Source organism: Peptacetobacter hiranonis, assembly GCF_008151785.1.
GTDB classification, from domain to species: Bacteria; Bacillota; Clostridia; order Peptostreptococcales; family Peptostreptococcaceae; genus Peptacetobacter; species Peptacetobacter hiranonis.
In genome coordinates this window covers 1,699,061-1,724,455 of record NZ_CP036523.1, presented here as the reverse complement: position 1 = coordinate 1,724,455, position 25,395 = coordinate 1,699,061, and the positions used below count along the sequence as shown (strand labels likewise).

Genomic DNA, 25,395 nt, shown 5'->3' with positions numbered 1-25,395 from the left:
TTAATTAGTCATTTAAAGTGTATGCACTAGCGTATTTTTCTCTTAATTCAGCAACTTTGTCTTCGTAAGCTTTTAGCTGTTTTAACTGAGCTAATTTACCTAGTATTTCGTCTTTTACTTCTTCGAATTTAGATACACCAGCTTTGTGACGTTCTTCAACTTTTATTAAGTGATATCCGAATGAAGTTTTAACTGGTTCAGATAATTCACCTTCGTTCATGCTGAATACTGCTTCTTCGAATTCAGGAACCATCTGTCCTTTTCCGAATAAACCAAGATCTCCACCCTGCATGTTAGATGGGCAATCAGAGTAGTCTATAGCAGCCTGTTCAAATGTTTTTTCTCCAGCTTTTATTTCTTCAGCTATTTCTTTAGCTCTAGCTTCAGCTGCAGCGAATTCATCTTCGTTTTCAGCTTTTATAAGTATATGTCTAGCTTTAGCCATTTCATCAACTTTGAATTCATCCTGATGTTCATCGTAGTAAGCTTTAGCTTCTTCTTCTGTTGGCATAGCAGCCATGAATAACTGATTTAAAGCATGCTGTTTTAACATGTTTATAGTAACCTGTTCCATTAAAGCTTTGAATTCTTCAGTTTCATCAACTTTGTTGTCTTTTGCTTCTAAGTAGAATAATTCCTGGTTAACAAGGTCTTCTAATAATCTTTTTTTACCTTCTTCACTCTGGAACCGCATCTGCTGCTGTGGATGCATTGATTTTACAGCGTTATCTAAGTCTATGTTAGATATTTCTCTACCATTTATAGTGGCTAATACTTTTCTTTCCATGATAAATTTTCCTTCTTTCTTTAAATAAAATTTATTTCTATCATTTATAATAACAGAAAAAAACGATTTTGTCTAATGCCTCAAGCAAAAATTGTTAGTAGAAGATAGTGAGTGCTAACAATAGTAAAAATGACATAATTCCTACGACACCTTCATCATTCTTTTTCTTGAAAACTTCTCTATAAGAAAAATACAAATAAACGCATATAGAGAATATTTTAAAGTAGAAAAGAGGTATGTTTTTAGGAAATAGCACAAAACTGAAAAGTGAAACAACAAAGGCTACAACGGTACTAGATCTGTAGTAAAACATCATAGATGATTTTTTCTCTTCATCAGCCTTGAAAAATCTAATTACAAAAAGTATAAAATATATTCCAGCAAATAGAGAATAGCTTAAAAATAATATGTATTCTAATTTTCTACTGGAAATAACATTCCACTTGTACCACATAATTGGCCAAAAGCACAGTGTTAGTAATCTAAAATAGTGCTCAAAAAAATTGTCAGATTTTAAAAGTTTGTTCATATCAAATAATTCCTCTCCTAAAAATAAAAAGAGCTTTTGTATAACAGAAAGGCTCCTGCTAAAAAGCAGAAGCCTGAATTTCTAAAAATTATCTGTTGTTGTTTGTAACTACTATTGCCATTTTAGCTTCTGCATTGTAGCTTACCTGTATTAGCTGGTTTCTTCTTATATGTTCAAGATCTTCCCCACCGTAACGTATTTCTAATTTGATAGGTTTTTTACCCTGTTTGATTATTGCAACATAGTTGTTTTTGTCTCTTTTTTCAAGAGATACTAAAGTACCGACATATGGTGTGAAAGTCTGATATTTTTCAGCCTGTTTTCTTATAACAAAGAATGAAATTACAGCTATTGCTATGTTTATTCCGAATGTTACCCAACCATTTATGTGAAGATATATACCTCCAAATAATACTATAAGCATTATTACGATAGGTACTATAGTTTTCTTTAATATTATTTTACCTAATATTTCGTTGGCTTTTTTTTCTGGGCCAGACATTGTTTTAGATCTTGCGAATGATTCTGCAAATCTCTGTTTTAAACTCATATTTTTCCTCCTATAAAATTATAATTAAATAATGATAACAATATTCTGCTTGTTTAAAAATTTTTATTTATAATATAAATTGTTATATTTCTGTCATTAGATATAATAAAGCAAAATACACTTATAATTCTAACATAAAGTTTCAAAAAAATAAATAACATAGAAAAGAAAAAAGCTATAAATTTATAAAGATTGAAAAATTTTTTTGAGGGTATTAAAATTAAAATAAAATAGTAAAAAATAATAGAATGGGAGAGATATATATGACAAAATTAGATGAAATATTAAAAGACAATAGAGAATTTGTAGAGTCAAAAGGATATGAAGATTTTTCTACTTCAAAGAAACCAAATAGAAAAATAGTAATACTTTCTTGTATGGATACAAGACTTACTTCGCTTTTACCAAGTGCGATGAATATAAAGAACGGGGATGTTAAACTTATAAAAAATGCCGGTGCAGTTGTAACACATCCTTTTGGAAGTACTATGAGAAGTATAATAGTGTCTATATGCGAGTTTGATGTAGATGAGGTAATGGTTGTAGGACATTACGAATGTGGTATGTGTAATGAAAATACAGATGAAATGATTGAAAAGATAAAAGAAAAAGGCATATCTGAAGAAGTAATAAATACTCTAGAAAAAGCAGGAATAGATTTAAAGAAATGGTTACATGGATTTGACTCTGTTGAGCAGTCTATAGTAGATACAGTAAAAACTATAAAAGAACATCCATTAATGCCAAAAGATATAAAGGTTCATGGTCTTGCTATGGATCCATCTACTGGAAAAATAGATGTAATTGTAAACGGATATGAACAGTAAATATTAAAAAGTTTGGAAGTGAGCTTGTTGAATAAAGAAAATTTAGAGGAATGTATTTTTAGTGTAATAGGATATTCTGGGATGGCAAAATATTACGCATCTGAAGCTATAAAAAGTGCTAAAAATGGAGATTTTAAAGAAGCAGATGAGCATTTAAAAAAGTCTGATGATGAGTTTTCAAAAGCGCAGGATGCAGAAGCTGCTTTGGCTAAAATAGGTGATAAGAAATCTAAGGAATGTGGAGAACTTATATTGATTCATTCTCAGGATCATTTCATGGGTACAATTACATATAGAGAATTAGCAAAAGAAATGGTAGATATGTGTAGGAAATATAGTGACATGGAAAAAAATTTAGTTGAAAGAATTGAAAAACTCGAAAAAGAAAAGTAGCGGTTATGCAAATAGCATAGCTGCTTTTTTATTGAAATTTTTATAAGAATATATTTAGTTAGCTAAGTATATTTTTTCTCTTGGAAGTTAGTTGAATTTATTTGTATCATATATATATTTTACATTTATTTTTATAAAGAAAGGTTTTCATAAATAAAATATAATAAAAAAGGTGAAATTAATGTGAAAAGTTACAAAAAATTATTGTATATTAAAATGAATTAGTCTAATATAATAGTTAACCAACTAATTAAATTATTTTTGAGGAGGTGTGATTATGAAAGAAGAATGTAAACTTCACTCTAAAGATTTTGAGGATAAGCTTACGACAACATTGATGAGGCTTTTTAGAGCTCACTTTAATCTTACTGATGAGCATTTAAAGAGAGAAGGACTTCATCATGGACAGCCATATATAATAATTTCTCTATATCATAATGAAGGTCAAAGTTTGAAAGAACTAACGGCGTGTAGAAATGTAAAAGCATCTACAACTACAACTATGGTATCGAGAATGGAAAAACTAGGCCTTGTAAAAAAGGTTGCAGATGAAAAAGACCGGAGAAAGACTAGAGTTTATTTAACGGATAAGGGAAGAGAAAAATACAACGCGATAATAAATGTAAATAACGAATTAGATGATATATGCTTTGAAGGTTTTTCTGATGAGCAAAAGTTATTAACAAAAATGCTTTTAAAAAAGATAATTGAAAATATAAGCAAACATAGCTAAAAATGAAACTAAACTAAAAAAGATATAAAAGAAAAATATATCAATTAAATAAAAAACTATAAACAACTCTAAAATAAAGATAAAAAAACTGAAAGGAAAATTGATTATGCTGAAAATAATGAAATACTTAAAAAAATCAGCAGTATCAGTAGTGGCAATAATAATTCTACTTTTAGTACAGGCATTATGTGATATATCACTACCAGACTATACATCAAAAATAGTCAATATTGGTATACAGCAAGGTGGTATAGAAAATGCGGTACCAGAAGTTATAAAAGAAAATGAATTAAAAAGACTGCTTATGTTTGTCGATAATAACGATAAAGATACTGTTGAAGATGCATATACATTAGTAAAATCTGGGGATACAAGCGATGAAAAGTATGATGAATATGTTGAAAAATATCCTAAGTTAGAAACAGAAAATGTATATGTATTAAAAGAAATAGACAAGGAAAAAAATGAAAAATTAAACGAAATCCTTGGTAAGCCAGAAATGGCACTTCTTGCTATAGAAAAAGATGGTGAGGAGAGTAAAAAGATAAAAGAAGGTATTTTAAAAATGATGCCTCCACAGGCAGCTATGGTTATGAAAGATAAATCTCTTATAGAGATAATGGAAACTATGCCTGAGGAACAGTTAGCACCGATGAGAAAAGAAATGTTTAAAAAGTTTGACTCTATGCCAGACAGTATAATAACTCAGAGTGCTATTGCCTATGTAAATAATGAGTATAAGAGCATAGGAATTGATTTAGATAATTTACAGAATAAATACATACTAAAATCTGGTGCTCAGATGCTTGGAATAGCTATTTTAAGTATGTTTGTAACAATAATAGTTACTTATTTAGCAGCTAAGGTAGCGGCTACACTTGGTAAAACACTTAGAAATAATGTTTATGAAAAAGTTATGGCATTCTCAAATGAAGAGATGAAAAAATTCTCAACAGCTTCTTTAATAACTAGAAGTACAAATGATATACAGCAGATACAGATGATGATGGTTATGATTCTTAGATTTATATTCTACGCTCCAATGATGGCCATGATGGGTATATTTAAGGTTATAAATACAAATGTATCTATGAGTTGGATAATAGGTGTAGCAGTACTTTGTATAGTATTCTTACTTGGAATATTATTTACATTTGTAATGCCTAAGTTTAAACTAGTTCAGAATCTTGTGGATAGATTAAACCTAGTTTCTAGGGAAATAATAACAGGTATAATGCCAATAAGAGCATTCAGCAATCAGAAACACGAAGAAGAAAGATTTGATAAGGCAAATGGTGACCTTACTAAGGTAAATATATTTGTAAATAGAATAATGTCTTGTATGATGCCAGCTATGATGCTTGTAATGAACTTAATAGCAGTTCTTATAGTTTACAAAGGTACTTATAGTATAGATGCAGGTACTATGCAGGTTGGGGATATGATGGCGTTTATTCAGTATACTATGCAGATAATAATGTCATTCCTTGTAATAGCTATGATGTCAGTTATGATACCAAGAGCTTCAGTTTCTGCAGGACGTATATGTGAAGTAATAGAAACAGAACCTACAATAGAAGATCCTAAGAGTGCAAAAGAATTCTCTGGAAATAAAAAGGGTGTTGTTGAATTTAAAAATGTTTCATTTAAATATCCAGATGCAGAAGAAAATATATTATCAGATATATCATTTACTGCTAAACCTGGAGAAACTACAGCATTTATAGGAAGTACAGGTAGTGGGAAGTCTACATTAATAAACTTAATACCTAGATTCTTTGACGTAACAGAAGGTCAAATTTTAGTAGATGGTGTAGATATAAGAGAGGTAACTCAGAAGGATTTAAGAGATAAGATTGGTTATGTTCCTCAGAAGGGAATATTATTTACAGGAACAATAGCATCTAACTTGAGATACGGAAATCCTGATGCTACAGATGAAGAGATTAGAGAAGCAGCCGAAATAGCACAGGCTACAGAATTTATAGATTCAAAACCAGAAGGATTTGATACTAAGATTGCACAGGGTGGTACAAATGTATCTGGTGGACAGAAACAGAGATTATCTATAGCTAGAGCAATAGCTAAAAATCCTGAAATTTATATATTTGACGATAGTTTCTCTGCACTAGATTTAAAAACTGATGCAGCTTTAAGAAAAGCTCTTAAAAAGAAAACTGGAGATAGTACAGTTTTAATAGTTGCACAGAGAATAAGTACAATATTACATGCAGAACAGATTATTGTTTTAGATGAAGGAAAAGTAATAGGAAAAGGAACACACGAAGAGCTTCTAAAAACTTGTGAAGTATACAAACAGATAGCTCTATCACAACTTTCAAAGGAGGAGCTAGGAAATGAGTAATAGTGATATGAAAAGAATGCCAGGCGGTCCGATGAAAGGTGGACCAATGGGACGTGGACCGATGGGTCATGGACATGGTGCTGCGATGGGTGAAAAAGCTAATGATTTTAGTGGTACTATGAAGCAGCTTATGAAATACATGTCAAAATATAAAATAGCCATTATTGCAGTATTATTATTTGCAATAGGAAGTACAGTATTTTCAATAGTTGGACCTAAGATATTAGGTAAAGCGACTACAAAGATATTTGAAGGCTTAATGGCAAAGGTATCTGGTACAGGTGGAATAGACTTTGGTGCTATAGAAAAGATACTTCTAATATTAGTATGTCTTTACTTAGTAAGTGCTCTGTTCTCATTTATTCAGGGATATATAATGAGTGGAATTTCTCAGAAAATATCTTATGAAATGAGAAATCAGATATTAGAAAAAATAAATAGAATGCCAATGAAATATTTCGATACTAAGACACACGGGGAAATACTTTCAAGAATAACAAATGATATAGATACACTTGGAATGAGTTTAAATCAGAGTTTAACACAGCTTATAACATCTGTAACAACTATGGTTGGTATACTTATAATGATGCTTTCGATAAGTTGGATAATGACTTTAGCAGCACTTGTTATAATTCCACTGTCAATGTTTGCAGTTAGAAAAGTTGTTGGAAGATCACAAAAATATTTCAAAAAACAGCAGAGATTTTTAGGACATGTTAATGGTCTTGTTGAAGAAAACTACGGTGGACATCAGATAGTTAGGGTATTCAACAAAGAAGAAGAGGTAACAGAAGAATTTAATAAATTAAATGATGAACTTTACGATTCTGCTTGGAGATCTCAGTTCTTATCAGGTATGATGCAGCCACTTATGGCATTTATAGGAAACTTAGGATATGTTATGGTTTCTATACTTGGTGGATGGTTAGCTATAAGAAAGACTATAGAAGTTGGGGATATACAGTCATTCATACAGTATGTTAGAAACTTTACTCAGCCTATAAACCAGCTTGCTCAGGTAGCAAACCAGTTACAGTCTACAGCTGCAGCAGCTGAAAGGGTATTTGAATTCTTAGATGAAGAAGAGGAAGACCAGACAGTTATAAATCCTGCAGATGCAAATGATATAAAAGGTAATATAGAATTTGAACATGTAAACTTCGGATATAAAGAAAACAAAACTATAATACACGATTTCTCTGTAAATGTGAAAAAAGGTCAGAAGATAGCTATAGTTGGACCAACAGGAGCAGGAAAAACTACAATAGTTAAACTTCTTATGAGATTCTATGATGTTAATAGCGGATCTATAAAAATAGATGGACACGATATTAGAAACTTTAACCGTTCAGAGCTTAGAGAAGCATTTGGTATGGTTTTACAGGATACTTGGTTATTCAATGGAACAATAAAAGAAAATATAAGATACGGAAAATTAGATGCCACTGATGAAGAAGTAGTTGAAGCTGCAAAATCTGCCAATGTTCATCATTTTATAAAAACTTTAAATGATGGATATGATATGGTATTAGATGAAGAAGCAAGTAATGTTTCACAGGGACAGAAGCAGCTTCTTACAATAGCAAGAGCTATACTTGCAGATCCTAAGATTTTAATACTAGATGAGGCAACTAGTTCAGTAGATACAAGAACAGAGCTTCTTATACAGAAAGCTATGGACAATTTAATGGAAGGTAGAACAAGCTTTATAATTGCACATAGACTATCTACAATTAAAGATGCAGATATGATTCTTGTAATGAACGAAGGGGATATAGTTGAACAGGGAAGCCACGAAGAGTTATTAGCAAAAGATGGTTTCTATGCTAAGCTATACAATTCTCAGTTTGAAGATGACGAAGCGATGTAAGTTTAATTTAAATAATAATAAACTAGGGATATATAGATTTAATTGTGATATATAGATTTTATAAAATAAAACAAAACTAAATATAGTTTAAAAATATAAAACACCATAAGCAAATATGATAAAATTTGTTTGTGGTGTTTTTTATGTAAAATTTTTTTAACAATGTAATGATTAGGTTAAAAAAAAGTCGTTTTTATGATAGAATCTAGTTATTGAGAAGAGGAGGGGAAATATGAAAATAGACTGGAATAGAAAATACACGACTGTTGCAGTATATTCATTTATAGTGATTGCCTGCAGTATAGTATTCTACTTGATAAGCTCTCAAGTAAAAGTATTTTCAAATAAAATCAGTGATTTTATAGCTATTTTATATCCGTTTATAATTGGATTTGCTATAGCATATTTGCTGAATTTTATATTGAAATTTATAGAAAACAGAATAATTTCTGAAAAGATGAAGGGAAAAAGTCCTGCAAGGGTAAGGGCGATATCAATGTTATTAACTTACCTTGTAGCTGGTACACTTTGCTATTTATTTGTACACTTTGTATGGCCTGAACTTTTAGAAAGTATAATAGGATTATTCAATGATATTCCAAACTATGTGAATAATGCTACAGTAATGATAAACAAGCTTATAGAAGAATTTAACTTAACTCCAGCTAGTATGGAAATACTAGAATCAAAGTGGAAAGAGCTTACAGATTTCATTATGAACTTTATGACAGATATAATACCAGTTATAGGTAATACAATAATGGTTGTTATTTCTAGTTTATGGAATATAGTTTTAGGGGTTATAGTTTCTATATATTTATTAAAAGATAAAGAAAAATTCTTTGCTATATCAAAAAAGATAACTTATGCGATATTTAATAGAGAACATTCTTATAAAATATTAGAGTTAACCCATAGAGCTAATAAGATCTTTGGTAAATTCTTAGGTGGAAAAATATTAGATTCATTTATAATAGCGATAATAACATTTGTAATTTTAACTATATTCAAGATGCCTTATACACTACTTGTAACAGTAATAGTTGGTGTAACAAATGTAATACCATTCTTTGGTCCGTTCTTTGGAGCGATACCATCAGTTATACTTGTCCGGTTTGTAAGTCCTATAAAGGCTTTCTGGTTACTTATAATAATACTTATAATACAGCAGCTTGACGGAAATGTAATAGGACCTAAGATACTTGGAGATTCAATCGGTGTATCTGCATTCTGGATATTATTTGCACTGCTTATAGCAGGTAAGTTCTTAGGATTAGTAGGAATGTTACTTGGAGTTCCACTATTTGCATTTATCTACTCAATAATAAAAGATGTAACAGAAGAAAGATTAGATAAGAAGGGATTACCTGTAAATACGGATGATTATATGAATTAAATACAATAATAAAAGCTCTTAGAAAAAAACTAGGAGCTTTTTAATATTAATAATATTGTAATTAAAAAGCCCTCAGCTTAAAAGCTAAGGGCTAATTTTTAGTCATAATCTGCTATTAAAGTATAGACATTATTTTCAAGAGTGTACACTCTTTCCATATCTTCTGTGTATAAATCTTCGTGTGGTCCATCGTATTCAAATTTAACACCTATTCCACAGTTAGAACTTAACTTTCTAGGAACTGGACCTGAATCACTAGGTATCCCCTTATCTATACAAAGTTTAGAGAATTTTATAGCTCCAGAGTGAGTGAAAAATGTTGAAAAATAAGTCATACTATTTTGAAGAAGAGATTAAGAACTCTTCATCTCCTACTTCTTCAACTGTAACGTTGAAGCCTGCATTTTTTAAGAATTTTTTAACGTTGTTGCAAGCAGTCATGTTGTCTACTAATACTTCAACACCATTTGGACTTTCAGCAACACCTTTTTTAGTCATTAAAACTGGCTGTGGGCAAGATAAGCCTCTAGCATCTATTCTCATTACAAAACATCTCCTTTATAAAAAATTTAGAGCTATATTATATAGTTTATATCTATTCCGAAAAAATTAAAACTACTTTATTAAGCTTCTACTTTAACACTTGTTTTTGGAGCAACCTTTTTTTCGTTTCCGGCTTTGCATCCAAAGTAAGATATTATAAGAAGAACAACAACACATATTCCTATAGCTATCATTCCGTTTGGAGTAGGTCCTTCTGGAGAAGATGCAAGTTTGAAGTTATGGCAGAATGCAGCACCAACTAAAAGACCTAATATAGTTATAGATGAGTCAACGTTACCTTCACCTGATAAAACTAACTGTCTCATTGGGCATCCACCAAGAAGTATAGAACCCCAACCACAAACAACCATTCCTAAGAAGTTCCATAAAGCATCTGTATGAGCAACTGGCTGATCTGCAAATCCAGGAGCAAACTGATGAGTTATTAAGTTAGCTATGAAAGCACCAACAAGCATAGCTATAAATCCGCTTACAAGATAGAAGTCTTTGAATAAAACTATATCTCTTATACCACCAGCCATACAAAGTCTTGTTTTCTGGCATATAGCACCAGCTATAAGACCAACTGCAAGTGCGAAGAATATTGGAGCATGCATTGAACCTGGTCCTTCTGTAGAGAATACAAGAAGAGTAGAGTTAACTGCAAGTAATATGAATAAGAATACGCATATTGCAGGCATTATAAATCCTTCTAATTTAGACTGTTTGTAGTTTCTTTTTAAAGTGAAACCTTTGTTTAAGAAAACTATACCTATAAGTATACCTACTACGAATCCAGCTAAACCAGCTATGGCATTCCAGTCACCACCAGCTAATCTTAAAACCATTCTTGTTGGGCATCCTAAGAACATTAATGCACCAACCATAACTATAAATCCAAGGCAGAATCTTATAAGTGGAGAAGATCCTCCTCTTGAACTGAATTCCTTGCTAGCAAATGCAAGGATAAATGAACCTAATATGAATCCTATGATTTCTGGTCTTACATACTGTACAATAGGAGCCTGATGTAAGCTTAGAGCACCAGCAGTATCTCTGATGAAGCAAGCTATACAGATCCCCATGTTTTTAGGGTTACCAAGCATAACTGATATAACAGCCATTATACCTATAACAGCACCACCAATAATGATATTTCTCTTTTCTTTCATTATGAAAGTACCTCCTGTTTACTTTTTGGGGCAAGCATTACCCAATCACATAATAACATATTTGTATGCAACAATTAAGAAATATGATACACTATAGAAAAAAACTATATTAAAAGTAAAAAATATAGAAAAAAACGTTTAACATTAAAAAATAATAAAAATTTAAAAAAATATCAAAAGAATGCTAAAATAATTATCAAAAAAAATATATTCTGATATAATATAGGTAAGTATAAATATTATATTTTATATACGAAATATAAATTATAAATCAATGCGGAGGGGAAAGAATATGAGAAAAGTATATTGTGATAATGGGGCAACATCATTCCCGAAAGCACCAGGTGTTGGGGATGCTATAAAAGAGTATGTTGAAAGTGTTGGAGGAAATGTAAATAGAGGAGCATATTCTTCAGCTTTAAGTGCAGGATTTGTTGTACTTGAAACAAGAGAAATGTTAGCAGAGTTATTTGGATTTGATAAACCAGAAAATGTTGTATTTACTAAAAATATAACAGAATCTATGAATACAGTTTTAAAAGGATTATTAAAAGAAGGAGATCACGTAGTAGTATCTTCAGTTGAACATAATGCAGTTATGAGACCACTTGTAAAATTAGAACAGACTAGAGGAGTAACATTTACTAGAGTTCAGTGCAATAAAGTTGGGGAAATAGATTTAAAAGATGTAGAAGCTGCAATAAAAGAAGATACTAGAGCAGTTGTAATGACAGCAGCATCAAATGTATGTGGTACTGCACTTCCAATAAAAGAAATAGGAAAAATATGTAAAGAAAAAAATGTTATATTCATAGTAGATGCTGCACAGACTGCAGGAGTATTCGAAATGAATATGAAAGAAATGAACATAGACATACTATGCTTTACAGGACATAAAGGATTACTAGGACCTCAGGGTATGGGAGGATTCTTAATAACTGATGAATTAGTTCCTCAGGTAGATAGTTTTATAGAAGGTGGAACAGGAAGTAAATCTGATGAAGAAATACAGCCAGAATATATGCCTGATAAATTTGAAAGTGGAACTCCTAATATACCAGGAACATATGGATTACATGCATCTCTTGAATACATAAAAAAAGTAGGTATAGAAAACATACATAAAAAAGAAATGATGCTTACTGAAAGATTTATAAAAGGTATGGAAGAAATAGATGAAAGATTCATAATAGGTAAGAGAGATACTGAAAATAGAACAGCTGTTGTATCTTTAGACTTTGTAGGAATGGACAATGGTATAATATGCCATGAATTAGATGTTAATTATGGAATATCTACAAGACCAGGTATGCATTGTGCGCCATCTGCTCATAAAACACTAGGAACATTCCCTCAAGGAACAGTAAGATTTAGTTTTGGATACTTCAACACAGAAGAAGATGTAGATTATGCATTAAATGCTATAAAAGAAGTAATAAAAGCTTATAATGAATAAAATAGTAAAATAAACGATACATAATAAGTGTTATGTAAACCTTGAAACTGAATAGAAATTGTGTAATAATATAAAAAGGCTAGGATTTTAAATCTTAGCCTTTTTTAATTTAGGAGAGTTTAATTTGTCGAGAAAAGAGTAAATTACTTAATAAATTGATTGTAAAAAATAAAAAAGCATAATTTTAATATATTATGCGAGGGGAGGAATTTACTCAAAATGAATTTAAAAAAGACTATGACAATATGTTTAGCATCAACAATGGCAGCAGGAAGTTTAGTTCCAGCAATGGCAGCGGAAAAGGAAATAATAGAGGGGAAAAATATATACGAAACAGCAGGGCTAATAGCAGATAAGCAAAATTATAGCACTGCAATATTAGTTAATTTAGATAATTCTATAGCAGATGGTCTATCTGCAAGTGGTTTGTCTGGTGCAGCAAATGCACCAATACTTCTTACAAAGAAGGATAGTATACCTACAGAAACAATGCAAAGATTAAAAAATGTAAATAAAGTATATATAATAGGACTTGAAGCAGCTGTATCAAAATCAGTAGAAAATACTTTAAAAGATAAAGGTATAAGTGTAGAAAGATTAGGTGGTTCTGATAGGAACAATACTAGCTACAGTGTAGCTAATAAAATATCTCAGTTAAAAAATATAACATCAATAGCTCTTACAAATGGTGTAAAGGGTGAAGCAGATAGTATAAGCATTGCATCTACAGCGGCAAGAGATGGTATGCCAGTTATACTTACAAATGGTAAAAATGTAGAATACAATACTAAAAATGTAACAACATATGCAATAGGAGGTACTAGTGTTATATCTGATAAATTAGTAAAATCTACAAATGCCATAAGATTAGGTGGATCAGATAGATATAAGACTAATAAAATAATACTAGATAAGTTCTATCCAAATGCTAAAGAATACTATGTTGCAGATGGATATGATTTAAAAAATGCACTAGTTGGATCAACTCTTGCAAAAGATGCTCCATTAATGCTTGTGTCTAAAGGATCTGATAAATCAGTGTTCAAAGGAGCAAATAAAATATCAAAAATAGGGACTCTTAGTTCTAGTATATTTGAGGACTGTTTAAGACGGGCTAGCTCAAGTAGTTCTAGTACTAATGTATCTAGTGGATTAAGTATACTTTCAAAACCAACATCAACATATGAACAGTGTAAAAAATGGGCAGAAAGCAAAAATGCATCTGATTTATTTATGGAAATACTTCCTATATTATATAATACAGCGGTAGAAAATGGTGTAGACCCTACATTAGTTGTTGCACAGTGTGCAAAAGAAACTGGATACTGTAAATTTGGTGGGGTACTAGATGCTTCATTTAAAAATCCTTGTGGATTAAAAACTCCTGGTGGTGGAGGAGATAAGGATAAAAATGCCCACACTAGATTTGATAGTTGGGAGGATGGTGTATTAGCACAGGTACAGCATTTAGCACTATATGCAGGAAAAGAAGGATATCCATTATCAAATCCTAAAGATCCAAGACACTTTGCAGATCTTTTTGGAAAATGTAAAACAGTAAAATCTCTGTCTAACAATTGGGCAGGAAGTGGATATGGTGAAGATTTAGAAAAAATGATGAAAGATATAATGAGTAAATAGAAAATATATAGAAACAAGCTATATGAATGTATTTAAGAGATAGATAAAAAATAATGATATAGATAAAAGCTATTCATATCTATATAACTATAGATATAAACTATTATAAAAAGTGCTGTATTTTTCCCATTGTATAATTTGGTGATATATAATTAAATATGGAAAATGTAAATATTACAAAATTATATATTAAGGGGTGTGTTTTGATGACAACAGTAGGACTTCCAGAACAGTTTGAAAACTGGGGAGAAGCTAGAAGAAACGGTTTCTTAGCAATAAAAAAATTAAAAGATGAAGGTAAAAGAGTAGTTGGTGCATATTGTACATTTACTCCAACAGAAATAATATTAGCTGCAGGAGCAATATCAGTAGGTCTTTGTGGTGTTAGTGAAGAACCTATACCAGAAGCTGAAAAAATATTACCAAGAAACCTATGTCCAATGGTTAAATCAAGTTATGGTCATGCTATAACAGATACATGTCCATACTTCTATTTCAGTGATATAGTAGCTGCAGAAACAACTTGTGATGGTAAAAAGAAAATGTATGAACAGATGGCAAAAGTTAAGCCAACTCATATAATGCATCTTCCTAACCTAGTTGATGAAGCAGGTATAAAACTATGGGCTGGAGAAATAAAAAGATTTAAAGAAAGATTAGAAGAATTCTATGGAATAACAATAACTGAAGATGATATAAGAGCAGCTATAAAAGATAAAAATGAAGAAAGAGCTTTATTAATGGAATACTTCAAACTAGGAGCTCTTAATCCACCTCCAATGAGTGGAATGGATATACACAGAGTTTTATATCAGACTCAGTTCAAATTTGACAGACCAGCTATGAAAGCTGAGCTTAGAAAATTAATAGATGATATAAAAGCAGATTATGCTTCAAAGGAACATGAAAAAACAAATAGACCAAGAATACTTATAACTGGTTCTCCAATAGCAGGTGCTATAAATAAAATAGCTCCAGCAATAGAAGAAGCTGGTGGAGATGTTGTTGTTTACGAAAACTGTGGTGGTCCAAGATCAAACAGATGGTTAGTAGACGAAGAAAATCCAGATGTATACGAAGCTATAGCAGAAGCATACTTAAAGATAGGTTGCTCATGCATGATGAATAACGACAGAAGAATAGAATTACTTGATGAATTAATAGATGAATTCCAGATAGATGGTGTTATAGACATATCTCTAACTGCTTGCCATACTTTCACAGTTGAAAGTGCAAGAATAAAAGAATTTGTTACTAAAGAAAAAGGAATATCATTCTTAGCATTAGAAACTGATTACTCTCAGTCAGACAGTGAACAGTTAAAAACTAGATTTGAAGCATTCATAGAAATGTTATAAGAATTGAATTAATAAAAAGGGGTACTTATCTACTATAAGATAGGTACCCTATTTTTATGCCATAAATGACATTTTAATTTTTTTCTTTTAAGAATAAATACTCTACTGAAGAAGTAAATACATATAATAACACAGAGAATAAAACTTTAGTCCTAAAAGGAATAGAAATAGATTTCATAATACTATCTACAACCAATAATCCCAATAAAACCAAAATAAACTCTACTAAAAATTCTAAAATCTTATAAAAAGATTCGGGAATACGACCTTTAAAATGTACAAAATCTAATATAGATGTACTAATAAAATCTAACGGTATAGTAAAACATACAAAAATAAAGAAGAATAAAAATACCGCTGGAATAGAATTGTATTCAAATCCGATTAAAGTCATTAGACCAATACCAACAAAAGTAGTTACAGCATAAATAATACCAAATGAAATTGCCATAACTATAATCAATGTTATTAGCATTGCAAAAGCCGAATTTTTATTTTTTTTTGAAATTGAACTCACCACCTAAAATATACTTTTAGAACATAAATAATTACAAAAATAAATTAGATAAACGTTAGCATTATTAAAAATTTAAAATAATCATATGTATAGAAGATAACAGTTTTTAAGTCTTTTTTCAATATATTTGGATAAAAAGATAACATATATACACTCAAAATAATGCTTTTGATATAGTATTACCCACTTCTAATTAATTTTAATACTTTTATATCGCTATTAAATAAATATTTATGAATAAAATAAAGATAAAGCGATTAAATTTTCAAAAATTTTAAGCTAAACTTTATTTATATATGTTATAATCTTTAATATAAAAATGGCTTTTTCAATTAAATTAAAAGTTAAAAAATAGATAAGCAATTAAATTAAAAAATCAGGAGGTATAAAAATGTCTGAAATAATAGATTTTAATGAATTAAAAAATAAAGTAAAAGAATCTGACGTAGATAAATTTGAAGATTATATGTACAGCCTTTATACTGATGTTGCTAGTGGCAAACTAAGCATGGCTGGATTTTCAAGAAAAATGATGGACTATATGAGAGAAAATAACATATCTCAAGAAAAATTCTATAAAATACAGCAGAAATTTATGGAAAGATATGGAATAGACACAAAAGAAATGGATGACCAGCTTAAAAAATTTGGATTAGACCCAGAAAAAATAAATGGTATCAGTTCTTCAAATCCATCTCAGGAAAGTGTAGATCGGTATACTAAAGCATCTGGATTTTATGATAAATACAGTCATAAAATAAAAATAAAAAGTAATATAACATCGTACATAAAAAATGATTTAAATGATTTAGAAATCATAATAGAAGAAGATAAAGTTATACTTTGCAGTGATAAGAAAATAGACTTATCAGATAGAGAGCTTAATGAATTCCTTAGCTCATACAGAAATATGTTTGATAAAACAATAAGAGTAGTTCTTTGCGAAACTACTAAAAAATATGACTATAAATAAACCCTTACAATTCTTTGAAAAGGGGGAATTAAAATGGAAACTACAGAAAAAAAGATGTCTGCTAGCTCTGAAAGAATAAAAAGAGCTGCACTTCATTGGACAAATCTGCTTGAAGGATATAATAATATGGCAAAAATCCCAGCAGACTACTTCAATAAAGAAGTAAACGGTATTATATCTAAAGAAAAAATAGTAATCAATGAGGATAAATATGCTAGACTTAAAAAGTTTTCTGAAAAACAGGGGATAAATATAACAGATATAATAGAGTTAATATATGGTTTGATTTTACAAGAATATACATTTGAAAGAGATGTTATGTTTGGGAGTACTATGAATATAATTCCAGTGAGAATTACAACTGAGGAAAAAGAAACTTTTGTAGATGCACTTAAAACATTTGTAAATCAGAAGAATATATCAAAAGAATATTTGACATATATGCTATCGGAAATAGAAAAAAATAGCCCATTGGATAAAAAATTGATAAATACAATTTTTGTTAGTGGAAATGTAGATATGTATGCAAAAGATATGATTGACGACCTTATGCGACTTAAAGGGTATGAGTTTGCTGTAGATATGGTAGCCGGAGAGGGGACCCTGGTTATAAGAGCTAAGTATATGCCTTCTAAATACAGCAAAGATACTGCTGAACGAGTTTTATCTATGTTTGAAACAGTTATTTCTCAGATAGTAGAAAATGAAAAAATAGAAATGAAAGACATAAGATTTGTATCTAGGGAAGAGGAAGAAGAAATATTTGAAGAGTTTAATATGAGTTGTAAAAAAAGACCACCAGATATGACATTTATGGATGGTTTTTATGAGCAAGTCAAGAAAACTCCAGATAATATAGCTATTAGTGATGAAAAAACATCTATGACTTATAGAGAGCTAGATATTGTAACAGAGAGATTTGCTGGATATTTAAATAGCATTGGTATAAAAAGAGAAGATACAGTTGCAGTTATTCTACCTAGAAATATTGGTGTAATAATTGCAGCAATAAGTATAATGAAAGCAGGAGCTGCGGTATTTCCAATAGATATAAGTAATCCATCTGTTAGAATGTCATATCTTTTAGAGGATAGTGAGGCAAAAGTAATAATAACTTCTAAAAAATTAGAAAATCAACTTCCTAAAACAGATAAAAAACTATTATTTATAGAAAATGAGTCTATGTTCAATACAGATATTCCAATAACAGAGTACGTGTACCCTGATAACTGTGCATATAGAATATCTACATCAGGATCTACAGGTAGACCAAAGTGTATGTCTATAGAGCATAGAAGTCTTATGAATATGTGTATGTACGCTATAGATTATATAAACGCAGATGAAAATGATATTTGTGGAGTTTATCTAAGTTTTAGTTTTGATGCAGCAGTTAAACAGATATTCCCATATTTGCTTTGTGGGGCATCAGTGGATATAATTCCAGAAACCGCAAGAGCAAATGAATATACAGTAAATGAGTACTGTGAAAAGAAGGGGATAACGATTTTAGCAGTTCCAACTATATTCGCAAAAAGATTTATTAAAAATTGTGATAACAAGTATTTAAGAGTATTGCAATCTGGAGGAGATAAGCTAAAAGGATATAAAGAAAGAAATTACAAGATATATAATGAATATGGTCCAGCAGAATTTACTGTACTTGCGACTTCATTCTATGTAGATAAAGAGTACGAAAAGATTCCAATAGGTAAACCAATTTACAATACTTATGCGTATATATTTGATATGAATGGAAATATATGTCCAATAGGTGTTCCTGGAGAGCTATGTCTTTCTGGAATACAGATATCTAGGGGATATATGCATAAGGAAGAGCTTACAAAGGAAAAATTTGTAGAAAATCCATTTGCATTTGATAAGTACACTAGATTTATGTACAAAACAGGAGATCTTGCTAAATGGTTAGAGGATGGAAATATTGACTGCATAGGAAGAATGGATAGTCAGGTTAAGATAAAAGGCATAAGGGTTGAGATATACGAAATTGAGAATGAAATAAATAACATTCCAGAAATAAAAAGCTCTGTTTGTATAGCTAGACCAGACGAAAAAGGAGAACTTTACTTAAAGGCATTTTATGTATCTGATGAAGAAGTGGATCCTAAAAAAGTAAAAAACTACCTTCAAATGTCTTTACCACCTTATATGGTTCCTGAATATATAATGCAGATAGATAAGATACCAGTTACTCCAATAGGAAAGGTAAATAAAAAGAAACTTCCTAAGGAAAATATACCAGTATAAAATAGGATAATAATAAAAATCTATGAAAATTGTTTTGATAAGTGCACAAAATTGTCGTCAATATTCATAGATTTTTCTTATTTTTTGGTCGATGAGATAAAGAATTATTTATGTAACAAAAAATATTGAACCAATTATTTCTAAAGATACTCTAAATATTATATGAAGATATTATGTAATTCATTTACAAGGATAGAAAAAATTATTAAAATGAATAGGACAAGAATAGTTAGGAGTATTTTATTATGAAAAAGAAAAGAAAACTTAAAAAAAGTGTTAAGATAATAATTGGAGTAGTAGCATTGATACTAATAGCATCATATCTAAAAGGACCAAGTGAGAGTAATGTAGCTTTTACCCCAGTTGGAGATACTACAAAATATGTAGAAGAATTTCAGAAGAGAGCAAAAGACGATGAGAGATATAACAATGTTATACAAAATATAGAAAGTTACCCAGAGGATGTAATAAAATTATTGTATTCTAATGGAGAAACATTAGATTTTGTATTGAGCAAGGATAATTTTAAAAAGCCAGCATTTTTAATAAATATAGATGAAGATTGTGGCGATGGCAAAATACCAAGACTTCAGCAATGGGATCCAAAATGGGGTTGGAGAGAATATGGAAATAATGTAATTGCGATAAATGGATGTGGTCCAACAGCGTTATCAATGGTTGTATCTGGGCTTACTGGCGATAAAGATATAACACCTATAAAAATAGCTAAATATAGTGACAAACATGGATTTCACGAAGCAGCTGGAACAAATTGGAACCTTATGGTAGAAGGTGCAAGAAAATATGGGGTTAAAGGTTGGGCAATAGATAATACAAAATCTAGTTTTGAAAGTGCATTAAAAAATGGCAATCCTGTAATTTGTAGTATGGGACCAGGAAATTTTACAAGTGAAGGACATTTTATTGTAATTGCTGGTATTAAAGATGGAAAACTCGTAATACACGATCCTAATAATATAGCTAGAAGTGAAAAACTATGGAACTATAATGACATAAAATTGCAAATAAAAGCAGCTTGGGCGTATTCACTTGATTAATTGTTTTAACGATAAATAATAATAAGTTGGTTTTAAATGAGCATCATTTTTTACTTGAAAAATATGGGTAAAAAGTGGTGCTTTTTTACTAAGTTATTAAATAATTGATTAGATTTATTGAATAATCAATAAAATTTATTATATAATGTAATAAATAATAGGATAATTGAAAATTAATTAAAAAAAGATAAATTATAAGGGCAAAATTTATATAATGATAATAAATTAAAATATATTAAAAAATGTGAAGTAGAATAAGATAAAGTTAAGCTTTTTTAGATATAATGGTAAAAGAAGAGGGGATATCTAAAACGACAAAATTCCAAATATGTGTGAAATAATAATTATTTTAGGCATAATAAGTATGGAAATATGTAGTTTTAAATATATCCTCTTCTTTTTTTGAAAGGAGACATTATTATGAAGAAGTTGAAGATTGGCAAAGAGAGTTGGATATTTTTAATTGCTATCTGTGTAAGCTTTTGTTTTATAGGAGGCAATTATTTATATAAGAAAAATCTTGAAGAGGCGAGGATTAAAGCAAAAATAGAAAGAAGTAAGGAAGAGGCCCAAAAGGCTGAAGAAGCTAAGGTAGAGGAGATACCTAAAGATATATCAGATACTAAGGTTATAAAATATTTAAAAGAATTTCAAAAAAGAGCAAAGAGCGATAAAAGATATAACGAAGTTATTAAAAATTCAAAAGAATATCAACCCGATGTCTTGAAACTATTATACAATAACAAAGAAACACTAGACTTTGTGCTTAGCAAATCATCTCTAAAAATGCCGAGCATATTTGTAAAAATAGATGAAAAATGTGGAAATGGAGTAATACCAATGCTTCAGCAATGGGATCCAAAATGGGGATGGTATAATTATGGAGAAAATATAATTGCTCTAAATGGATGTGGACCTACATCTCTAGCAATGGTAATAACTGGACTTACAGGAAATGACGGTATAAATCCGATGGAAATAGCAAAGTATAGTGATGACAATGGATATCACGAAAAAGCTGGAACAAACTGGGATTTAATGACAGATGTAACAGAACAATACGGTGTAAAAGGTAGTAGAATCGATATAACAAAAGAATCATTTGAAAATGAGTTAAACAATGGAAAACCTATAATATGCAGTGTATCAAAAGGATACTTCACGGATGAAGGACACTTCATAGTAATAGCAGGAATAAAAGACGGAAAACTTATAATACACGACCCAAACAGCATAGAAAAAAGCAAAAAACTATGGGAATTTGACAAAATAAAAAATCAAATAAAAGCAGCTTGGAGCTACTCACTTGAATAGAAGAAAGAATTGAGTATATAACAAAGAAGAGATGTATAGACAAATAAACGACAATACTGCAAGCGACACTGAAGTTTAAATACGCAAAATGAATTATGTAAAAGCTGTTTCAGAAAAACTTATTAAAATAAAATAGACTGTCACCCTAACGACAATCTGGAGACGGCTCACGACTTTGAAATGTGTTACTCTAAAGAGTGAGACGTCGAAGCCTGGAGTAGGGGACAGTCTTTTTATTTTCATTATGGGTATATAGAATTTTTTCTGTAAATAAGCCCTCTATGGCTTAAACTACCGTTAGGTAGTATAATAGACTTAAAATAATTTATGAATAAATGGCTAACGCCCTTTAAAACATAATATTATTTATTTTGTTGCAAGTCAAGAAAACCAGCTAAAAAAGCCGGCTTTCTTGACTTTTTTAATTATTACAATCTATCTTCATACATTATTGAAAGTTCTCCATAAATATATCCCCAGTTTCTAATAGGCATACTCCATTTTTTGCTTATTTTTTCAACTGATAGATATAGTGATTTTTCTAAGGAAATCTTGTTTGGAAAAACAGTTCTTTTTTTATTTATTTTTCTAAGCTGCGAATTTACACTTTCAATGGCATTTGTAGTATAAATTACCTTTCTAGTTTCTGGTGAAAATTTAAATATCGGTATAATTGAATCCCAGTTACTAAACCAAGATTTCATAGAATTTGGATATTTTTCATTCCATTTTTCTGAAGTACGTTCTAAATTAGCTAGAGCCTGTTCTTCATTAATGGCATGATATATTGTTTTTAAATCATTAGCAAATTCCTTTCTATCTTTGTATGATACATATTTTAATGTATTTCTAACTTGATGAACAATACATCTTTGATATTCAGTATTTGGAAAAGCGGAGCTTATCGCTTCTTTTATTCCTGATAGTCCATCAGCACAAACGATTAAAATATCTCTTACACCTCTATTTTTTAATTCATTTAGCACAGAAAACCAATACTTAGAGCTTTCAGTATCTCCAATATACAATCCTAGAATTTCTTTGTATCCTTCGGAACTTATACCAAGAATTACATAGACAGCTTTTTTCTTAACAGAACCATTTTCTTTAACAGAGAAATGGATAGCATCTATATATACAACAGGATATACACTTTCAAGAGGTCTATATTTCCATTCTTCGATTTTAGGTATTATTTTATCAGTTACATCTGAAATCATTCCTTCAGATAGTTCAAATCCATAAATATCCTCTATTTGAGAAGTTATATCTCTATTACTCATGCCTAAAGCATACATATTTATTATCTTTTGCTCTATTTCAGAAATATCCTTTTGTCTTTTTTTGACAATTTGAGGTTCGAAAGAAGAATCTCTATCTTGAGGAACATCAATCTCATATTCTCCCATTCCAGATCTTACCCTTTTTGTTTTATATCCATTTCTTGAGTTAGTATTTTCACCACGTTCATATTTTTCATACCCAAGATGCTCATTCATTTCAGATTCAAGCATCTCTTGAATAGTATCACCTAAAAGATCTTTAAGTGCATCCTGAATGTCTTGAGCGGTTTTAATTTCATATGTTTTAATTAGCTCCGCTATTATATTTTTCTTTTCTGGATTTAATGGTTCTCTTTTCTTTCTGCCCATAAAAAATCGCCTCCTATGATTAATTTGATATTACCATAGAAGGCGATTAAATTTACAGACTTTTTTTCATATACTCTTCATTATTTTACTGGAAGCTTTCTGCTAATTCATTTAAGTATTCCCAGCGTTCATATTTATATTCAAGTTCTTTTTCTAATTCTGCTTTTTCATTCATTATTTCCTGAAGTTTTGTGAAGTCAGTAGCATAAACTGCAGTACTTTCCTCAAGTGCAGCGATTTTCTTTTCTAATTGCTCTATATCAGAATCAATAGAATCATATTCCTTCTGTTCTTTATAAGAGAACTTAGTCTTTTTATCAGACTTTGGTTTCTCTTTTTCTTTCTTAGGCTCAACAACTTTTTCTGGTTTATCGTCTTCAAATTCAATTCCCTGAATTTCTCTAAAAATAGTATAATCGCTGTAGTTACCTGTAAAAATAAAGATTCTACCATTTCCTTCATAGGCAAAAATCTTATTACATATTCTATCTAAGAAATATCTATCATGTGAAACAGTTATTACAACACCGTCGAATTCATCAAGATAGTCTTCTAATCTGCTAAGTGTTTCTATATCAAGGTCATTTGTAGGTTCGTCAAGAAGAAGTACATTTGGAGCACCCATAAGAACTCTCAATAGATGAAGTCTTCTTCTTTCACCACCAGATAATTTTTCTATCATAGTGTGCTGAAGAGTGCCATTGAATAAGAATCTTTCACACATCATAGATGCTGTGATTTTAGTTCCATCAGCAGTTGTTATATAGTCACTTTCTTCTTTGATATAATCTATGGCCTTCATACTAGGATCCATATGAGAGTCGTCCTGAGAGAAGCAACCTATTTTTACAGTTTCACCTATTTCAATAGTACCGCTATCTGGCTGTAATTTACCATTTAAAATATTTATAAGGGTAGATTTACCAAGTCCATTTTTACCTACAATACCAATTCTATCTGTTCTGGCAAGAGTGTATTCTAAATCGTCGATAACTTTTTTACCATCGAAACTTTTAGATATATTTTTTATTTCGATTATTTTTTTACCAAGTCTGCTTGATGCTACAGAGATATCTATTTTTTCGTCTTCTTTTATAACTTCACGATTAACAAGCTCATCAAATCTCTGAAGTCTAGCTTTCTGTTTAGTTGTTCTAGCTCTAGCACCTCTTTTAACCCATTTAAGCTCATTTCTGATAAGATTCTGCCTCTTATCTTCCATACTAGACTCAAGCTGAAGTCTCTCCATTTTTTTCTCTAAGAATAAAGTATAGTTCCCTTCATAGCTAAACAGTCTACCTTTGTCTAGCTCAAGAATTCTGTTTGTAACTCTATCAAGGAAGTATCTATCGTGTGTAATCATTAATAGAGATCCCTTTCTAGAGTTTAGATATTCCTCAAGCCAGTCTATTGTATCACTGTCTAAGTGGTTGGTAGGCTCGTCAAGAACTAGAAGCTCACAAGGTGTTATAAGTGCAGATGCTAGAGAAATTCTCTTTTTCTGACCACCTGAAAGTTCAGATACTTTCTGGTCAAAGTTATCTATTCCAAGCTTTGTAAGTACAGCTTTAGCATCATTTTCTAAATCCCAAAGATTCATTGTATCTATCTGTTCCTGAACTTTTATAAGTTCTTCATTTGTTTTATCAGAGTATTCCTTTTCTAATTTTTTTAATAAATCTTGATATCTACCAAGAAGATTAAGCTCTTTTGATTCAGCCTTAAAAACCTGTTCAAGAACAGTTGCATTTTCGTCATAGTCAGGGCTCTGTGGTAAATACTCGATTCTAACTCTATTTGCTTTTGTTATTTTTCCACTATCTATCTCTTCAGCTCCAGCTACAATTTTTAAAAGAGTAGACTTACCAGTCCCATTTACACCGATAAGACCAATTTTTTCACCGTCATTTATACCAAAAGAAAGATTTTCTATTAATTTCTTTTCTGAATAACTTTTGCATATATTTTCAAATGTAATTAAATTCATAAT

General features: G+C 30.3%; 21 protein-coding genes. 13 read left to right on the top strand and 8 right to left on the bottom strand.

Going from position 1 to position 25,395, the window contains the following annotated elements; genetic code table 11:
* Positions 1-4: 4 nt before the first annotated feature.
* Together KGNDJEFE_RS08190 and KGNDJEFE_RS08185 are read right to left on the bottom strand one after the other, a co-directional pair.
* On the bottom strand, positions 5-787 hold the full coding sequence (locus KGNDJEFE_RS08190) for a peptidylprolyl isomerase (RefSeq protein ID WP_006439192.1): 783 nt from the start codon (positions 785-787) through the stop codon (positions 5-7).
* Positions 788-1,404: 617 nt separating this feature from the next.
* The gene (locus KGNDJEFE_RS08185; RefSeq protein WP_006439194.1) at positions 1,405-1,866 is read right to left on the bottom strand and encodes a hypothetical protein; all 462 of its coding nucleotides are present in this window, start codon (positions 1,864-1,866) and stop codon (positions 1,405-1,407) included.
* A 263-nt stretch (positions 1,867-2,129) separates the two neighbouring features.
* On the opposite strand from KGNDJEFE_RS08185, the gene KGNDJEFE_RS08180 reads away from it, so the two are divergent.
* The 6 genes from KGNDJEFE_RS08180 (at position 2,130) to KGNDJEFE_RS08155 (ending at position 9,453) form a co-directional block, all read left to right on the top strand.
* A complete protein-coding gene (locus tag KGNDJEFE_RS08180) occupies positions 2,130-2,693 on the top strand; it encodes a beta-class carbonic anhydrase (protein ID WP_040410220.1) in 564 nt (187 codons plus the stop codon).
* Between the two features lie 27 nt (positions 2,694-2,720).
* Positions 2,721-3,086, top strand: coding sequence for a PTS lactose/cellobiose transporter subunit IIA (locus tag KGNDJEFE_RS08175; RefSeq protein WP_006439196.1), 366 nt, complete (start codon positions 2,721-2,723; stop codon positions 3,084-3,086).
* A gap of 277 nt (positions 3,087-3,363) precedes the next feature.
* Positions 3,364-3,819, top strand: coding sequence for a MarR family winged helix-turn-helix transcriptional regulator (locus KGNDJEFE_RS08170; protein ID WP_006439197.1), 456 nt, complete (start codon positions 3,364-3,366; stop codon positions 3,817-3,819).
* A gap of 118 nt (positions 3,820-3,937) precedes the next feature.
* Positions 3,938-6,184, top strand: coding sequence for an ABC transporter ATP-binding protein (locus KGNDJEFE_RS08165; protein WP_330580923.1), 2,247 nt, complete (start codon positions 3,938-3,940; stop codon positions 6,182-6,184).
* Positions 6,177-8,057: an ABC transporter ATP-binding protein gene (locus KGNDJEFE_RS08160; protein ID WP_006439199.1), complete on the top strand. Its 1,881-nt coding sequence runs from the start codon at positions 6,177-6,179 to the stop codon at positions 8,055-8,057. The genes KGNDJEFE_RS08165 and KGNDJEFE_RS08160 overlap by 8 nt, the downstream gene beginning before the upstream one ends.
* Before the next feature lie 232 nt (positions 8,058-8,289).
* The gene (locus tag KGNDJEFE_RS08155) at positions 8,290-9,453 is read left to right on the top strand and encodes an AI-2E family transporter (protein WP_006439200.1); all 1,164 of its coding nucleotides are present in this window, start codon (positions 8,290-8,292) and stop codon (positions 9,451-9,453) included.
* A 98-nt stretch (positions 9,454-9,551) separates the two neighbouring features.
* On the opposite strand, the gene KGNDJEFE_RS08150 is transcribed toward KGNDJEFE_RS08155, so the two are convergent.
* The 3 genes from KGNDJEFE_RS08150 to yedE form a co-directional block, all read right to left on the bottom strand.
* On the bottom strand, positions 9,552-9,788 hold the full coding sequence (locus KGNDJEFE_RS08150) for a putative Se/S carrier protein (protein ID WP_006439201.1): 237 nt from the start codon (positions 9,786-9,788) through the stop codon (positions 9,552-9,554).
* 1 nt (position 9,789) lies between these two features.
* Positions 9,790-9,996 (bottom strand): sulfurtransferase TusA family protein, encoded by a 207-nt coding sequence (locus KGNDJEFE_RS08145; protein WP_006439202.1) that lies wholly within the window; start codon positions 9,994-9,996, stop codon positions 9,790-9,792.
* Between the two features lie 80 nt (positions 9,997-10,076).
* Positions 10,077-11,168 (bottom strand): YedE family putative selenium transporter, encoded by a 1,092-nt coding sequence (gene yedE / locus KGNDJEFE_RS08140; protein WP_006439203.1) that lies wholly within the window; start codon positions 11,166-11,168, stop codon positions 10,077-10,079.
* Positions 11,169-11,460: 292 nt separating this feature from the next.
* Here yedE and KGNDJEFE_RS08135 point away from each other — a divergent pair, with 292 nt between their 5' ends.
* The 3 genes from KGNDJEFE_RS08135 (at position 11,461) to KGNDJEFE_RS08125 (ending at position 15,623) form a co-directional block, all read left to right on the top strand.
* The gene (locus KGNDJEFE_RS08135) at positions 11,461-12,624 is read left to right on the top strand and encodes an aminotransferase class V-fold PLP-dependent enzyme (RefSeq protein WP_040410221.1); all 1,164 of its coding nucleotides are present in this window, start codon (positions 11,461-11,463) and stop codon (positions 12,622-12,624) included.
* Positions 12,625-12,843: 219 nt separating this feature from the next.
* A complete protein-coding gene (locus tag KGNDJEFE_RS08130) occupies positions 12,844-14,265 on the top strand; it encodes a cell wall-binding repeat-containing protein (RefSeq protein WP_006439205.1) in 1,422 nt (473 codons plus the stop codon).
* 206 nt (positions 14,266-14,471) lie between these two features.
* Positions 14,472-15,623, top strand: coding sequence for a double-cubane-cluster-containing anaerobic reductase (locus KGNDJEFE_RS08125; protein ID WP_040410222.1), 1,152 nt, complete (start codon positions 14,472-14,474; stop codon positions 15,621-15,623).
* Positions 15,624-15,696: 73 nt separating this feature from the next.
* Here the strand turns inward: KGNDJEFE_RS08125 and KGNDJEFE_RS08120 are convergent, their stop codons facing one another.
* The gene (locus KGNDJEFE_RS08120; RefSeq protein ID WP_148881833.1) at positions 15,697-16,098 is read right to left on the bottom strand and encodes a YrvL family regulatory protein; all 402 of its coding nucleotides are present in this window, start codon (positions 16,096-16,098) and stop codon (positions 15,697-15,699) included.
* A 433-nt stretch (positions 16,099-16,531) separates the two neighbouring features.
* Here KGNDJEFE_RS08120 and KGNDJEFE_RS08115 point away from each other — a divergent pair, with 433 nt between their 5' ends.
* The 4 genes from KGNDJEFE_RS08115 (at position 16,532) to KGNDJEFE_RS08100 (ending at position 21,753) form a co-directional block, all read left to right on the top strand.
* Positions 16,532-17,113 (top strand): DUF3867 domain-containing protein, encoded by a 582-nt coding sequence (locus tag KGNDJEFE_RS08115; protein WP_006439208.1) that lies wholly within the window; start codon positions 16,532-16,534, stop codon positions 17,111-17,113.
* Between the two features lie 33 nt (positions 17,114-17,146).
* The gene (locus KGNDJEFE_RS08110; protein WP_006439209.1) at positions 17,147-19,381 is read left to right on the top strand and encodes an amino acid adenylation domain-containing protein; all 2,235 of its coding nucleotides are present in this window, start codon (positions 17,147-17,149) and stop codon (positions 19,379-19,381) included.
* Between the two features lie 245 nt (positions 19,382-19,626).
* Positions 19,627-20,439, top strand: a complete 813-nt coding sequence (locus KGNDJEFE_RS08105) for a C39 family peptidase (RefSeq protein WP_006439210.1) — start codon at positions 19,627-19,629, stop codon at positions 20,437-20,439.
* A gap of 420 nt (positions 20,440-20,859) precedes the next feature.
* The gene (locus KGNDJEFE_RS08100) at positions 20,860-21,753 is read left to right on the top strand and encodes a C39 family peptidase (protein WP_006439211.1); all 894 of its coding nucleotides are present in this window, start codon (positions 20,860-20,862) and stop codon (positions 21,751-21,753) included.
* A 428-nt stretch (positions 21,754-22,181) separates the two neighbouring features.
* Here KGNDJEFE_RS08100 and KGNDJEFE_RS08095 read toward each other — a convergent pair whose 3' ends face one another.
* Together KGNDJEFE_RS08095 and KGNDJEFE_RS08090 are read right to left on the bottom strand one after the other, a co-directional pair.
* The gene (locus tag KGNDJEFE_RS08095; protein WP_118549489.1) at positions 22,182-23,405 is read right to left on the bottom strand and encodes an IS256 family transposase; all 1,224 of its coding nucleotides are present in this window, start codon (positions 23,403-23,405) and stop codon (positions 22,182-22,184) included.
* An 85-nt stretch (positions 23,406-23,490) separates the two neighbouring features.
* Entirely contained in the window at positions 23,491-25,392 is a 1,902-nt protein-coding gene (locus KGNDJEFE_RS08090; protein WP_006439212.1) for an ABC-F family ATP-binding cassette domain-containing protein, read from the bottom strand.
* Positions 25,393-25,395: the final 3 nt, after the last annotated feature.

Excerpts from the sequence above, each read along its gene's own strand:
- KGNDJEFE_RS08190 (WP_006439192.1), bottom strand. The coding sequence starts at position 787 with ATGGAAAGAAAAGTATTAGCCACTATAAATGGTAGAGAAATATCTAAC.
- KGNDJEFE_RS08185 (WP_006439194.1), bottom strand. The coding sequence starts at position 1,866 with ATGAGTTTAAAACAGAGATTTGCAGAATCATTCGCAAGATCTAAAACA.
- KGNDJEFE_RS08180 (WP_040410220.1), top strand. The coding sequence starts at position 2,130 with ATGACAAAATTAGATGAAATATTAAAAGACAATAGAGAATTTGTAGAG.
- KGNDJEFE_RS08170 (WP_006439197.1), top strand. The coding sequence starts at position 3,364 with ATGAAAGAAGAATGTAAACTTCACTCTAAAGATTTTGAGGATAAGCTT.
- KGNDJEFE_RS08165 (WP_330580923.1), top strand. The coding sequence starts at position 3,938 with ATGAAATACTTAAAAAAATCAGCAGTATCAGTAGTGGCAATAATAATT.
- KGNDJEFE_RS08160 (WP_006439199.1), top strand. The coding sequence starts at position 6,177 with ATGAGTAATAGTGATATGAAAAGAATGCCAGGCGGTCCGATGAAAGGT.
- KGNDJEFE_RS08155 (WP_006439200.1), top strand. The coding sequence starts at position 8,290 with ATGAAAATAGACTGGAATAGAAAATACACGACTGTTGCAGTATATTCA.
- KGNDJEFE_RS08150 (WP_006439201.1), bottom strand. The coding sequence starts at position 9,788 with ATGACTTATTTTTCAACATTTTTCACTCACTCTGGAGCTATAAAATTC.
- KGNDJEFE_RS08145 (WP_006439202.1), bottom strand. The coding sequence starts at position 9,996 with ATGAGAATAGATGCTAGAGGCTTATCTTGCCCACAGCCAGTTTTAATG.
- yedE (WP_006439203.1), bottom strand. The coding sequence starts at position 11,168 with ATGAAAGAAAAGAGAAATATCATTATTGGTGGTGCTGTTATAGGTATA.
- KGNDJEFE_RS08135 (WP_040410221.1), top strand. The coding sequence starts at position 11,461 with ATGAGAAAAGTATATTGTGATAATGGGGCAACATCATTCCCGAAAGCA.
- KGNDJEFE_RS08130 (WP_006439205.1), top strand. The coding sequence starts at position 12,844 with ATGAATTTAAAAAAGACTATGACAATATGTTTAGCATCAACAATGGCA.
- KGNDJEFE_RS08125 (WP_040410222.1), top strand. The coding sequence starts at position 14,472 with ATGACAACAGTAGGACTTCCAGAACAGTTTGAAAACTGGGGAGAAGCT.
- KGNDJEFE_RS08120 (WP_148881833.1), bottom strand. The coding sequence starts at position 16,098 with ATGCTAATAACATTGATTATAGTTATGGCAATTTCATTTGGTATTATT.
- KGNDJEFE_RS08115 (WP_006439208.1), top strand. The coding sequence starts at position 16,532 with ATGTCTGAAATAATAGATTTTAATGAATTAAAAAATAAAGTAAAAGAA.
- KGNDJEFE_RS08110 (WP_006439209.1), top strand. The coding sequence starts at position 17,147 with ATGGAAACTACAGAAAAAAAGATGTCTGCTAGCTCTGAAAGAATAAAA.
- KGNDJEFE_RS08105 (WP_006439210.1), top strand. The coding sequence starts at position 19,627 with ATGAAAAAGAAAAGAAAACTTAAAAAAAGTGTTAAGATAATAATTGGA.
- KGNDJEFE_RS08100 (WP_006439211.1), top strand. The coding sequence starts at position 20,860 with ATGAAGAAGTTGAAGATTGGCAAAGAGAGTTGGATATTTTTAATTGCT.
- KGNDJEFE_RS08095 (WP_118549489.1), bottom strand. The coding sequence starts at position 23,405 with ATGGGCAGAAAGAAAAGAGAACCATTAAATCCAGAAAAGAAAAATATA.
- KGNDJEFE_RS08090 (WP_006439212.1), bottom strand. The coding sequence starts at position 25,392 with ATGAATTTAATTACATTTGAAAATATATGCAAAAGTTATTCAGAAAAG.